Annotated in this window: 11 protein-coding genes and 1 pseudogene; 4 read left to right on the plus strand and 8 right to left on the minus strand. The window is 63.0% G+C overall.

Features of this window, described 5'->3' with window-relative positions:
- Nucleotides 1–185 (minus strand): annotated as a pseudogene (locus Mgrana_RS15805) (MFS transporter); the annotation flags it as partial.
- Nucleotides 186–265: 80 nt separating this feature from the next.
- On the opposite strand from Mgrana_RS15805, the gene Mgrana_RS15810 reads away from it, so the two are divergent.
- A complete protein-coding gene (locus Mgrana_RS15810; protein ID WP_119358548.1) occupies nt 266–2,434 on the plus strand; it encodes a primosomal protein N' family DNA-binding protein in 2,169 nt (722 codons plus the stop codon).
- Between the two features lie 5 nt (nt 2,435–2,439).
- On the opposite strand, the gene Mgrana_RS15815 is transcribed toward Mgrana_RS15810, so the two are convergent.
- The 6 genes from Mgrana_RS15815 to Mgrana_RS15840 form a co-directional block, all read right to left on the minus strand.
- The gene (locus tag Mgrana_RS15815; protein WP_119358549.1) at nt 2,440–3,288 is read right to left on the minus strand and encodes a sugar phosphate isomerase/epimerase family protein; all 849 of its coding nucleotides are present in this window, start codon (nt 3,286–3,288) and stop codon (nt 2,440–2,442) included.
- Between the two features lie 46 nt (nt 3,289–3,334).
- On the minus strand, nt 3,335–4,084 hold the full coding sequence (locus Mgrana_RS15820; RefSeq protein WP_119358550.1) for an ATP-binding cassette domain-containing protein: 750 nt from the start codon (nt 4,082–4,084) through the stop codon (nt 3,335–3,337).
- A complete protein-coding gene (locus tag Mgrana_RS15825) occupies nt 4,081–5,040 on the minus strand; it encodes an ABC transporter permease (protein ID WP_119358551.1) in 960 nt (319 codons plus the stop codon). Before Mgrana_RS15825 ends, Mgrana_RS15820 begins: the two co-directional genes overlap by 4 nt.
- A 33-nt stretch (nt 5,041–5,073) precedes the next feature.
- Nucleotides 5,074–6,027, minus strand: a complete 954-nt coding sequence (locus Mgrana_RS15830; protein WP_119358552.1) for a sugar ABC transporter substrate-binding protein — start codon at nt 6,025–6,027, stop codon at nt 5,074–5,076.
- 126 nt (nt 6,028–6,153) lie between these two features.
- Complete coding sequence (locus tag Mgrana_RS15835) at nt 6,154–7,137, minus strand: LacI family DNA-binding transcriptional regulator (RefSeq protein WP_119358553.1); 984 nt, start codon at nt 7,135–7,137, stop codon at nt 6,154–6,156.
- Nucleotides 7,138–7,210: 73 nt separating this feature from the next.
- Complete coding sequence (locus tag Mgrana_RS15840; protein ID WP_119358554.1) at nt 7,211–7,723, minus strand: DUF402 domain-containing protein; 513 nt, start codon at nt 7,721–7,723, stop codon at nt 7,211–7,213.
- Nucleotides 7,724–7,834: 111 nt separating this feature from the next.
- Between Mgrana_RS15840 and Mgrana_RS15845 the strand changes: the two genes are divergently transcribed.
- On the plus strand, nt 7,835–8,467 hold the full coding sequence (locus Mgrana_RS15845; protein ID WP_119358555.1) for a DUF92 domain-containing protein: 633 nt from the start codon (nt 7,835–7,837) through the stop codon (nt 8,465–8,467).
- Nucleotides 8,468–8,489: 22 nt separating this feature from the next.
- On the opposite strand, the gene Mgrana_RS15850 is transcribed toward Mgrana_RS15845, so the two are convergent.
- Complete coding sequence (locus tag Mgrana_RS15850) at nt 8,490–9,020, minus strand: RDD family protein (RefSeq protein ID WP_170146504.1); 531 nt, start codon at nt 9,018–9,020, stop codon at nt 8,490–8,492.
- Between Mgrana_RS15850 and Mgrana_RS15855 the strand changes: the two genes are divergently transcribed.
- Together Mgrana_RS15855 and Mgrana_RS15860 are read left to right on the plus strand one after the other, a co-directional pair.
- Nucleotides 9,000–10,997, plus strand: a complete 1,998-nt coding sequence (locus tag Mgrana_RS15855; RefSeq protein WP_119358557.1) for a thioredoxin domain-containing protein — start codon at nt 9,000–9,002, stop codon at nt 10,995–10,997. The genes Mgrana_RS15850 and Mgrana_RS15855 overlap by 21 nt on opposite strands.
- Nucleotides 10,998–11,017: 20 nt before the next feature.
- A complete protein-coding gene (locus Mgrana_RS15860) occupies nt 11,018–11,782 on the plus strand; it encodes a TIGR00282 family metallophosphoesterase (RefSeq protein ID WP_119358558.1) in 765 nt (254 codons plus the stop codon).
- The last annotated feature ends 133 nt before the right edge of the window (nt 11,783–11,915 follow it).

The following is an 11,915-nucleotide window of genomic DNA, read 5'->3' on the forward strand; positions in this document are numbered from 1 at the left end:
ACCGGCAGCCGCAGCCGGGGTACCAGCGGGGACAGGAGTACCAGCAACAAAAACGGCAGGCTGATGCCTAAGCCAGCGCTTCCTGGAGCCGCCTGAAAGAGGCGCTCGAGGGCAGGAAGGGTGGGTATCACGCTGTAGAGGGCAATGTAGATCAAGACCCCGGAGGGCAGCAGCACCGCGCGCACTCCATGAGTCTACCGGGGGGGATGGGCATAGGGCGGGGGGCTGCGTTCATGGTCAGGGCCAGACCCGGTAAAGTAGGTCGGTGCACGTGTTGAAGGTGGCCCTGCCCCTGCCCCTCGAGCCGATGTCGTATCTGCCTCCCCATGGGGGGGAAGGGGCCGCTTTGGGGCACCGGGTAGCGGTGCCCTGGCGCGGGGAATTGCGGGTGGGGGTGGTGGTGGGGCTCGAGGAGGGGGAGCGCAAGGGCTTTGCGCTGCGTGAGGCGGTCGCCTATCTGGAGGCTAAGCCCTGGCTGCGCCCCGAAGAGATCGCCTTCCTGCAAGCGGCGGCCCATGACAGCTTCAGCCCTTTGGGCAGCTTATTGGGGGACCTCATCCCCTTCCTCGAGCCCCCCCTCGAGCACCGGGTTCGGCTCCTCCCTGGCGCGGCCCCCAGCCTGTTGCCCCGGGGCATGGAGGCTTTGCTGGACTGGCAGACCGCCCGCGGTTTTGATCCCAAGCTGCTGGATTACCTGCGCGAGGCGGGGGTGCTGGAGGAAACGGTGGCCGAACGGCGCACGGTGCGCAGGGTACTGGTTCCCCGGAGACCCCCGGATCCCAGCCTAAGCCCCAAGGCCCGTGCAGCCCTGGAAACCCTGATGGAGCTTGGGGGTAGCCAGAGCCTGACCGAGCTGGCCCAGGCCGCTGGGGTGGGAATGGGCGCGGTCAAAGCCCTGGTGGAGCAGGGATTTGCGGAATGGGTTGAGCCTGAGCTCGAGGCCCCGCCTCGACCGGCGCCGCTGCTCGGGGGGCTCGAGCTAGATCCGTTCCCCCCCCGCCTAGAAGGTGGGCGCTTGGCCGAACGGATTCGGGCCATCCTCGGGCTGGCCCGCCGCGAGCGGTTGTTGGTGCTCTTCCCAGAGGTCTGGCTGTTGCAGCACTTTGCTCAGCACCTGCCCCAGGCGGTGCGGTTTCACGGCGAGATGAAACCCCAGGAGCGGCGCAAGATATGGGAACGCCTGGGAGCGGAACCCCCCCCTGAGCTGGTGCTGGCGACCTATCAGGGCTTGCTGCTGCCGTTTACCCCAGATCGCGTGGTGGTGGTCGAGGAATCCTCCGAGGCCTACAAGCTCTCCGCTGGAAGCCGGGCCTTTGTCCCCCGGCTGGCTGCCCTGCGGGCGCGGATGCTGAGCCGCCCGATCAGCTATGTTTCCCAGGTTTCCAGCGTGGAGGTCTGGGATCAAGCCAGCCACACCCTGCCAACCGCCAAGCCCCGGCTGTACCTGCTGGATATGCGCCAGGAGCAAGGCTGGCCCCTGTGTGGAGCGGCGTTGGCCTTGCTGCGGCAGGTGGCCGAGAAAGGCCGCCAGGCCATCGTGCTCAGCAACCGCCGGGGGTACAGCGCCCTTCTGCGCTGTCAGCGCTGCGAATGGAAGGCTATGTGCCCCAACTGTGCCCTGCCCCTACGCTACCACAAAGGGGGACGGACTGGGCTGTTGCAGTGTCATCAGTGTGGCTACGAGGAGAAAGCCCCCCTGCTCTGCCCCAACTGCCAGGCTGATGTGTTTGACCCCAAGGGACCGGGGGTGGAGTGGCTCCTGGAAAGCCTGGCAGCCTGGGTTCCTGAGCTGCCGCGCTATCGCTATACTGCTCAGGCCAAAGACGATTTGGACAAGCTGCTTTTGGGGGAGCCGGGGGTGTTGGTGGGTACGACCGCACTCCTGCGGGGGCCTACCTTGCCTGAGCTGGCCCTGGTGCTGCTGCCTTATGCCGATGGCTTCGTGCTGGAATCGGATTTCCGGGCCTCGGAGCGCTATCACCGCCTATTGTGGAGCCTGACCGATCTGCACCCTCGGCGCAAGCCGCTGCTGGCCCTACAGACATTTGAGCCAGGCCAGGCCGCGCACAAGGCCCTCGAGACCGCGGATGCAGCGGGGTTCATGGAGTTTGAGTGGGCCCTGCGCCACAGCCTGGGGTATCCTCCGGCTACCCGGATGGTCAAGCTCGAGGTCTCCCATTCCAAGGAGCCCGTGGCGCGGGACGCGGCTGAGCGGCTGGCGGAGGTTTTGCGGGCCAAGGCCCAGCCCGGCGAGCTACTAGGGCCAGCCCCTGCCCCGATTGCCAGGGTACGAAATCAGTACGTGTTTCACCTGCTGCTCAAAGCGGGCGAAGCGCGCCTGAACGAGCTGATGGCGGGCCTGCCGCCGGTGCGGGGGGCCAAGCTGCGCCTAGACCCTGATCCCCAGAGCTTTGTGGGGCTCCTCGAGGACTGAGGGGTCTACAGCAGTCCGTATTCCCGGGCCTTGCCGCGCAAAAAGGCCAGACCGTCGTGCACCAGGGTTTTAGGGTCGCCCACCACATCGCGCCACATGCAGGTGGCTCGAGCGATGTCGGGGTTCAGGGCCACAAAGGATTCCATGACCAGATCGCCCTGGAAACCGATGGCCTGGAGGCCGGAGAAAACCTCGTCCCAATGGACATTACCGGAACCTGGTGTGCCCCGATCCGACTCGGAGAGGTGGATATAGCCCAGGTGTTTTCCCACCGTCACAATGGGATTCTTAAAGCCCTTTTCCTCAATGTTCATGTGGTAGGTGTCGAGGTGAACGAAGACGTTGGGTTCTCCGATGCGCTGGATCAGGTCTAAGGCCTGCGAACCCAGGTTGATCAGGTAGGTCTCATAGCGGTTGACTGGCTCGAGGCCCAGCCGCATCCCCAACCGGGCGGCATGTTGGGCCACTGGCTTGAGGGTCTTGGCAAGGGTTTCGTAATCGGCCTCGGTGGGGGGCCTTCCGGAGAGGGCGCCAAGGGTGGCATAGGTGACGCCGGAGAGCACCGGGCTTCCCATCTGGTGGGCCACATCCAAGGCCTGGATGAGAAAGCGTGCGGCTGCTTGGGGGTGGTCGGGCAGGGCGGCCTCGGTCGGCAGCCCCAAGGAACAGGTACAGCCCAAACCGTGGTGCTCCAGAAGCCTGCGGGTGAGTGTGCTATCGAAGGCTTCGGGCCGCAGCAGGGGGATTTCCACAAAATCCAGGCCTGCCGCAGCAGCTCCAGCAGCCACTTTCTCTGCTGCCTGGGGGGTCCAGTCTGCTGACCAGATAAACGCGTGTGCTCCAAATCTCGCCATGGTTCCTCCGTTACGATCCCTATCTCTTGTGTGCCGCAAGGCGTTGTTAGTGTGCCCCAACGATATGGGCCACCACATTGCTCATGTTGGTCTGGGAGGTGCGCTCGTCGGCCACTACAGTTCCTTGACGCAGTACCAGGATGCGATCGGTCACGGCGAACACATCGGGTAGGCGGTGGCTGATCAAGATGATGCTGATGCCCTGCATTTTAAGTTTATGAATTAGCTCGAGCACATGCTCCACCTCACGCACCGCGAGCGCGGCGGTAGGCTCGTCCATGATGACCAGCTTAGGGCCAAAGGTTAGGGCTCGAGCAATTGCTACCGACTGCTGCTGACCGCCCGAGAGCTGCCCTACGGGATATCGGACTGAAGGAATCCGCGCTCCCAAGCGGGTAATCGCGGCCTGGGCCTCAGCTTCCATCTTGGGCTTGTCTATCATTGGCCAGAAGCCTAGGAATCGGTAGACGGGTTCCTGGCCTAGAAAGACATTGGCTGCCACATCCTGCTGCTTAGCCAGGGCCAGGTCCTGATAGATCATCTCAATTCCTAGATTGCGGGCCTCGCGCGGGCTGTGCTGTGGATAGGGAATCGGTGTCCCGTCGAAGACGATCTCACCGCTGTCGAGGCTATAGACCCCGGTGATGATCTTCATCAGCGTAGACTTTCCGGCTCCGTTGTCGCCCAAGAGACCTAAGACTTCCCCCCGCTCCAGGCTGAAGCTTACCCCTTGCAGCACCTCTACCGCACCGAAGCGCTTGGTAACCTCGCGTAGCTCGAGCAGCGGCCTGCTCATACCCGCCTCCGGTCCCGCGCCCGGTCTAGCCATACCGCCAGCACCAGGATGGCTCCAATGGCGACCTGCTGGTAAAACGAGGGCACCGCCATCAGGTTCAACCCGTTTTGCAGGACGCCCATGATGAGTGCCCCGATCAAGGTCCCGATCACCGTTCCCCGCCCGCCAAACAGGTTGGTTCCACCGATCACGGCGGCAGTGATGGCCGAAAGCTCGTAGCTGACCCCGGCGGTGGGATCGGCGGCGTTCACTCGAGCGGCGAAGAGGAGCCCGGCTAGCCCAGCCAGGGCGCCGGAGAGCATGTAGAGGCGGATTTTATGCTTGGAAACATCAATCCCCGTGACCCTGGCGGCCATCTCGTTATCACCGATAACCAAGGTGTAGCGTCCGAAGCGGGTGCGGCTCAGGATTAGGTGGAAGATAATGACGAGAAACAGGAAAACCCATACCGGCATCGGTATGCCCAAGAAGCGCCCCTGGCCCAGAAAGGTAATCGCCAAGGGGAGCCCATAAACTGGCTTGCCGTCAGCGATGATGAGGGCCAGGCCCCGGGCCACGCTCAGCATCCCTAGCGTGACGATAAAAGCGGGAATCCCGGCCCGCGCCACCAGCAGTCCATTCACAAGGCCGAGCAGTCCGCCAGCCAGCAGCCCGCCCAAAAGTCCCAGCGGCCAGGGAAGGCCCAGATTGACGCACAGCACCCCACTCGTTACCCCGGCCACCGCCAACACCGAGCCCAGGCTGAGGTCAAGCCCGGCCGCACACAGCACGAAGGTCGCAGCAATGGCCAGTACCCCGATCACCGAGGTCGCCAGCAGAATGTTGAGGAAGTTGCTTAGGCTGAGGAAGTTGGGTGCGAGGAGGGCCATCGCCAGAGCCAGCCCCACGAGCACCAGGACCGACTCGAGTCTTACTGTGGGGCTCTGGGAGGGACGGGGTGGAAGGAAGGTCTGCATGGTCGGGGTTGTAAGGGCTCTCTTGCTGGGAGATCACTTCAGGTATTGCAGCAGTGGGTCGCTTTTCTTGTCCAGCACCTCCTTGTCCACTACCAGCGTGGGCACCACGATCCTGCTCTCGACTTTGCCACCCTTGAGCAGATTCAGCACGTTTTCGACCGCGCGGCTGCCAACCAGATAGGGCAGCTGAGCTACAGAGGCGTTCAAGCGCCCGGCCTGGATTGACTTCACCGCGTCGGAGTTACCGTCGGTGCCGATCACCAGCACCTTCTTGTTTGCGGCCAGAACGGCCTCCACCGCACCCAGGGCCATGGTGTCATTGGCACAGTAGATTAGGGCTAGATCAGGGTTGCGTTGCAGAACGTCATTGGTGATATTTGCAGCCTTGAGCCGGTCCCAGTCGCCCGGCAGCGTTGCTACGATCTGGGCTCCGGGGGCCATCGCCTTAAGGGTCTCAATGAATCCGTCGCGCCGCGCGGCTCCGGTCACGTTCCCGGCCAGCCCTTCGATCACCAGCACCTTGCCCCTAAAGTCCTTGCCGAGCTTGCTCACCGCGTACTCCGCTGCCTGCGCTCCAGCCTTGCGGTTATCCGAGCCGATGGTAAAGGCAATCTTGATGTTTTCCTTTTGCAGTACAGCGGGGTCCAAGTTTCCGTCTAAGTCCACTATGGGGATGTTTTCGGCGTTGGCCTGCTTGAGACAAGGCAGCAGGTTCACTGAGTTGATTGCTGCGACGATCAGAGCTTGGGGTTTTCTCTGCAAGAGGTTGAGGCAAGCGTTGAGCTGCGGCTCTACGTCGGTCTCCGAAGCCACCGATTGCAAGATCAGATTGACTTTGCCCTTGGCCGCGGCTTCCTTGATTCCCGCCTCCATCGCACCCCAGAAAGGGTTGGCGGTGGTCTTCATCAGGGCAGCGATTGTGACCTGCTGGGCGAGAGCCAGGCTTCCGGCGGCAAGGACTGCAACAGCTAGGAATTTCAGGCGCATATGTTCCTCCGGTAAGGTTTGTCCATTAACCACTTAGGAGGGCCGAGACGTTTCTTGCGGGGAATCGTTGATGATCCACCTTCCCCGTGCTTGTAATGGCCATTGTCAGATCAACCTCTCACCTCCTTAGGCCCGCGCTACCGACTGGCGCACCGCCAGTTCACAGGGCAATAACAGCGTCTGGGGCGGATGATCGTTGTCCTTGATGCGGGCCAGCAGCAGCTCAAGGGCGGTGCTGCCCATGGCTTCTAGCGGCTGTACCACGGTGGTCAGATAGGGTTCTAAGAGGGTGCTCCACTCGAAGTCATCGAAGCCTAAGAGCGAAATTTCTTCGGGGAAAGCCAGCCGAAGATGGCGAATGGCCCGTACCGCTATCAACGAGAGGCGGTTGGTAGCCGCAAAGAGGGCGGTGGGGCGGTGGGTTTGAATTGCCGTTATGGCCGCCTCTACCGAGTTGGCCTCGCGCCCACACGCCACCACCCACTCCGGGTGGTAGGGGAGATGGGCCGCTTCTAAAGCCCGGCGGTATCCTTCAACCCGCTCGCGGATGTTGGCCAGCTCGAGGGTGCTCACCAGGAGCAGAATGCGGCGGTGACCCTGGGCCAGCAGGTACTCGGTTCCGGTTTGAGCGGCTTGTGCGTTGTTAACGCCGATTCGGTCAAGACTCTCCGAACGGCCAATGCGGTCTAGCAGCACCACCGGTAACCCCAGGTGCTCCAGATACTCGGTGGAGTCCCCGGTCGGAACGGCGATGAGTCCGTCCACTTGACGGCTGGCCAAGGCCAAAGTGAGATCGAACTCGAGCTCGGGGTTCTCTTCGCTGCTGCTGAGCAGCACCTGATAGCCCTGTTTTCGTGCGGCCCGTTCCACCGCCTTGACCAGACCGCTGAAGAAGGGATTGGTGATGTCGGGTACGAGAAACCCCAGGGTTTGGGTATGGCGCCGGCGCAGGCTGCGGGCTACCCCATTGGGCACGTATCCCAGGCTGCGTACCGCGCTCAACACCGCGCTGCGCAGGGGCGGGCTGACATAGCGCCCACCGTTCAGCGTGTTCGATACGGTGGCAATGGAAACCCCTGCCAACTTGGCCACATCCTTGATGGTGGGCATAGGCCAGAACCTTAGTTAAACGTTTTTCCGATTAAGTTGTATTATAGCCGGGGCTTAAAGTCAACCCAGGCCATCAGAGGGTGGAAGGAGGAGTGTAATCCCAGTTCAGCACGATGCCAATGGCAGCCAGGGCCAGGGACAGGTCGTTGCCGTTCAGCGAAAGTCGGTTGACCAGTTCATGGGTGGTGAGGAGGGCCAGGGCAAACTGCTCGAGGGTGATAAGTCCCTGCTGGAGAGCTTCCAATGCTTCATGGGTGTCCAGGATGTGCAGGCTGCGGTTGGGCAGCACCCCCACGTCGAGGTAGAGGTCTTGCACCTGCCAGAGGTGGGCTTGGGATCTGACTTGTACCACGTCTATGTAGTATTCCCACTCTGGATCGCCGCTGTGGGGGGTATAGCGGCAGACTTGCAGGTTCAGCTCGGGCAGAATGTGGGCCTGCCAGTGCTTGTGCAGCGGGTGGCCGTAGAAATCGCGCTCAACATAGAGCCCGTGCGAATGCTCCTGATAGATCTGCACCGGGAAAACCCCCGCTTTGACCTCGTGGGTTCGGGCGACTAGGTTATGGGTCTCCACCTTGAGGTGCATGGGTCAGGGTATCGTGAAGGCCAGGGGGCTAATTGGCCTTATACCAACGTTTTGTGCCAAGTTAAAGTGGGCGGCGGGCCGGTCTGCCCTCGAGCCCGGTAAGATGCACCCATGGCGATTGCAGCGGCCCTTTTGGTGGCCCTTGGGATTGGCCTTTTGGCCGAGCGGCTGGGCTGGCTACGCCCTAGAGCAGCCTGGGCGGCGGCCCTGGTTGGCGGCCTGCCCTTGTGGGCGGGGGGGATCCCAGCCGCGCTGGCGGTGCTCTTCTTTGTGGCGGTGGGGAGCCTGGCCAGCCGGTGGAACCCAAGCTCCCGAGACCGCAGGGGGCGCACGGCGCTGCAAATTCTGGCCAATGGATTGCCCGCCGCCCTGGGCATCGCCCTGGGTTCACCGGTGTTCTTTCTGGGGGCCCTGGCTGCGGCCTGTGCAGACACCCTAGCCAGCGAGATTGGGGCCGGGAGCCGTAGGGCTTGGCATCCGCTCAAGGGCTGGGTGGAGAGCGGAACCAATGCGGCGGTTAGCCTGAGGGGCACCCTCGCGCTTGGCCTAGGGGCGCTGATTTTTGTGCCCTGGGCGGGGTGGCTCGAGGTGCCTGGCTGGCCGGTCTGGGCCGGAGGGGTGGCTGGGGCCTTAGCGGACACCCTCTTGGGTTTGCTCGAGGATCGCTTTGAGGGATGGACCAACGACCTGACCAACCTTCTGACCACCACCGTGGGCGGGGTGGTAGCCCTGCTGCTGGCATGAAACCGTTCCCGTGGCAGAGGGGTCAGGAGCGGGCTCTTCCGGAACTCCGTATCACATGGGTCTGTACCAGCTTATCGTGCCAGGCTTGCTTATCCCGATCCCATATCGCCCACAAGTAGCCCAGGCCGAAGAATAGGCCGCTGATCCACTTACCGATCACCTCTCGCATAAAGGAATGCCATAGGCTGATGAATCGGCCTTCGGCCCCCACCACCCGAATCCCCAGCAGCCGTTTGCCCAGGGTGGCCCCACGGGTGTGAATGGGGACGATCTCATACGCGAAGAAGGCCAGGGCAAAGAACCCCAGATCAAAGAGGTCGCGCAGGCTGCTTGTGGGGAAGAGCTGTTCTACCGAGGCGGTGATTCCTAGCGCAAGCAGGCCCTTGAAGATCCAGTCAACCAGATACGCGGCAAATCGGCGGCGCACCGAGGCGTAGGACATGATGTTGATGTTAAGCGCTGCCCCTCGAGCACCCCCCCTCAGATTCCCCAACTTACGGTTGATTAAGACCGCGCGGCTTAGGCTTTGCTCATGAGCAATCGCCTGATCCACGAGACCAGCCCCTACCTGCTCCAGCATGCCCACAACCCGGTGGATTGGCATCCCTGGGGCGAGGAGGCATTTGCCCAGGCCAAAGCCGAGGACAAGCCGATTTTTCTTTCGGTAGGGTATGCCACCTGCCACTGGTGCCATGTGATGGAGCGCGAAAGCTTTGAGGACCCCCAGGTGGCGGCGTTTCTCAACCAACACTTCGTGCCCATCAAGGTGGATCGGGAGGAACTGCCGGATGTGGATCAGGTCTACATGTCGGCCCTACAGGCCATGATCGGCTCGGGGGGGTGGCCCATGAACCTCTTTCTGATGCCCGATTTGCGGCCTTTTTTCGGGGGAACTTACTGGCCTCCCGAGGACCGAGGGCCCCATCCGGCGTTTCGGCGGGTGCTGGTGGGGGTAGCGCAGGCCTGGGCCAACCGGCGCGGAGAGGTACTCGAGAACGCGAAAGCGCTCACCGCCCACCTTCAGCAACAGCTCAAACCCCGCACCGCTTCCCTGCCCGACGAACTGCACACCGCAGCCTTGGCCAGCCTGTCTCGAGCCTTCGACCTCCGCTACGGGGGCTTTGGCGGTGCGCCCAAGTTCCCTCACAGCCCGGCCTTGCTCTACCTGCTGGCCCAGGCCTGGTTGGGGGATGGACCAGCCCGTGACCACCTCCGGCTGACCCTCGAGCAGATGCTGCAAGGCGGTATTTACGACCAGGTAGGGGGTGGGTTTCACCGCTATGCCACCGACAGCATCTGGCGGGTGCCCCACTTCGAAAAGATGCTTTACGACAACGCGCAACTGGCCAGGGTGTATACCGGGGCCTACAAGCTGTGGGGGGAGCCGAGGTACCGTCGGATCGCCAGCGAGACCTTGGACTACCTCCTGCGCGAGATGACCGGGCCTCGAGGCGAGTTCTTCTCGGCCCAAGACGCCGATTCTGAAGGGATGGAGGGCAAGTTCTACGTCTGGAGCGCGGCAGAGTTCCGCGCAGTGCTGGGGGACGAGGCGGAGGCCGCTGGGCGGCTTTTTGGGGTGTTAGAAGCGGGCAACTGGGAGGGGGTCAACATCCTCGAGCGTCGCTTTCCCGATGAGGCCCTATGCCAACAGCTGGGCTGGGACTACCCCGAGTACGAGGCCTGGGTAAGCAGGGTGCGCCACAGGCTCTACGAGGCCCGGAGACAGCGGGTCTGGCCCCTGACCGACGATAAGGTCTTGGCCGACTGGAACGGCCTGGCCCTGCGGGCCTTGGCCGAGGCGGGGCGGTTGCTGGGGCAGGAGCGCTACCTCGAGGCGGCCCGCAACAACGCCCGGTTTGTGCTGGGAACGATGCTTAGGGACGATCTCTTGCGCCACTCCTGGCGGGCAGGCACCCTGAAGCCTCAGGCCTACCTGAGCGATCAGGCCAGTTACGGACTGGGGCTGCTCGAGCTATACCAGGCGACCGGCGAGCTGGAGTGGCTCGAGGGGGCCAGGTCCCTGGCTGAGGGCCTCCTGACCCATTTCCGTGACCCGGACGGGGGCTTCCGGGATGCTCAAGAAGCCGGACTCCCGGTCCAGGCCAAGGATGCCTACGATGGCCCCTACCCTTCCGGCCAGAGCCTGGCGGCGGAGCTGCTGTTTAGGCTGGCGGCCCTGTACGAGCGGCCTGAATGGCAGGCTGCAGCCCTTTCAGCCGTGGAGGCCTATGGGCAGAACCTGGTGCAGGGAGCCTTCGGATACCCCGGGCTCCTGAACGCGCATTTGGTGGGGGCGCGGGGCACAGAGCTGGCGTTGGTTGCGCCCTCCGGGCTGTACAAGGAGGTCAAAACCCTGTTTTTGCCCTTCACCACGCTGGTGTATGGCCCGCCCGGTTGCCTCCCGGTGTTGGAGGGGCGCCAGGCGGGGCTGGCCTATCTGTGCCAGCAAGGGGCTTGCCGCTTGCCCGTGGCCGACCTAGGGGCCTTGAGGGGGGAGCTGGGCCAAGTTTACCCAGGAAACCCAGCCTGACGGGATAAGCTAGGGCGGATATGCGCGTTCTTTTTGTGGGGGATGTGTTCGGTGAAGCGGGCTTAAGGGCGGCGGCCATGCACCTGCCTGACCTGCGCCCCAACTATGACCTGGTCATCGTCAACGGGGAGAATTCCCATAAGGGCAAGGGCCTTTCCAAGGCCACCTACCGCAAGCTGCGGGAGGCTGGAGCTGACCTCATCACCTTGGGCAACCACGCCTGGGATCACCCGGAGGTGCTCGAGCTGCTGGAGAGCGAACCGGTCATCCGGGCCTTCAATTACCCGCCTGGAACCCCTGGGAAAGGCCACTGGATCCTCGAGGCCCAGGGGGAGCGGCTACTGGTTGTGCAGGTGATGGGGCAGGTCTATATGGTTGAAAACCTCTATGACCCCTTCCGCACGGTGGATGCGCTCTTGGCCGAGGAGACCTTCGACTATGCCCTGCTGGAAGTCCACGGCGAGGCCACCAGCGAGAAGTATGCCCTCGGGCATTATTTTGATGGGCGAATTTCAGCCCTGCTGGGCACGCATACCCATGTCCAGACGGCGGACGCGGGATTTTTGGCCAAGGGCACCGCGATCCAGTGTGATGTGGGGATGACCGGCCCCATTCACTCGATCATTGGGGGAGAAATTGGGAGCTTTCTGGGCCGCTTTCTGACCCAACGCCCGACCCGCTTCAAGGCGGCGGAGGGACGGGCCATGTTCTGTGCTACCGAGCTGGTGCTCGAGGGCGGTCGGTGTACCGCCATCCGGCCCATGCGCTGGGATGAGCCCGACTGATACTAGTGCTCTGGTAAGTTAATCATCGCCACTCCTTCTGGGGTACAGGTGGGCCAGCTTGATGCGCGCGTCGGCGGCGGTGAAACGCCACTGGATAACGACCCTTTGCTGGTTCCTACGCTGGGCCCAAGCC

Source organism: Meiothermus granaticius NBRC 107808, from assembly GCF_003574355.1.
Classification (GTDB): Bacteria; Deinococcota; Deinococci; order Deinococcales; family Thermaceae; genus Meiothermus; species Meiothermus granaticius.

Coding starts and splice junctions, on each gene's coding strand:
- Mgrana_RS15815 (WP_119358549.1), bottom strand. CDS start 3,288: ATGGCGAGATTTGGAGCACACGCGTTTATCTGGTCAGCAGACTGGACC.
- Mgrana_RS15820 (WP_119358550.1), bottom strand. CDS start 4,084: ATGAGCAGGCCGCTGCTCGAGCTACGCGAGGTTACCAAGCGCTTCGGT.
- Mgrana_RS15825 (WP_119358551.1), bottom strand. CDS start 5,040: ATGCAGACCTTCCTTCCACCCCGTCCCTCCCAGAGCCCCACAGTAAGA.
- Mgrana_RS15830 (WP_119358552.1), bottom strand. CDS start 6,027: ATGCGCCTGAAATTCCTAGCTGTTGCAGTCCTTGCCGCCGGAAGCCTG.
- Mgrana_RS15835 (WP_119358553.1), bottom strand. CDS start 7,137: ATGCCCACCATCAAGGATGTGGCCAAGTTGGCAGGGGTTTCCATTGCC.
- Mgrana_RS15840 (WP_119358554.1), bottom strand. CDS start 7,723: ATGCACCTCAAGGTGGAGACCCATAACCTAGTCGCCCGAACCCACGAG.
- Mgrana_RS15845 (WP_119358555.1), top strand. CDS start 7,835: ATGGCGATTGCAGCGGCCCTTTTGGTGGCCCTTGGGATTGGCCTTTTG.
- Mgrana_RS15855 (WP_119358557.1), top strand. CDS start 9,000: ATGAGCAATCGCCTGATCCACGAGACCAGCCCCTACCTGCTCCAGCAT.
- Mgrana_RS15860 (WP_119358558.1), top strand. CDS start 11,018: ATGCGCGTTCTTTTTGTGGGGGATGTGTTCGGTGAAGCGGGCTTAAGG.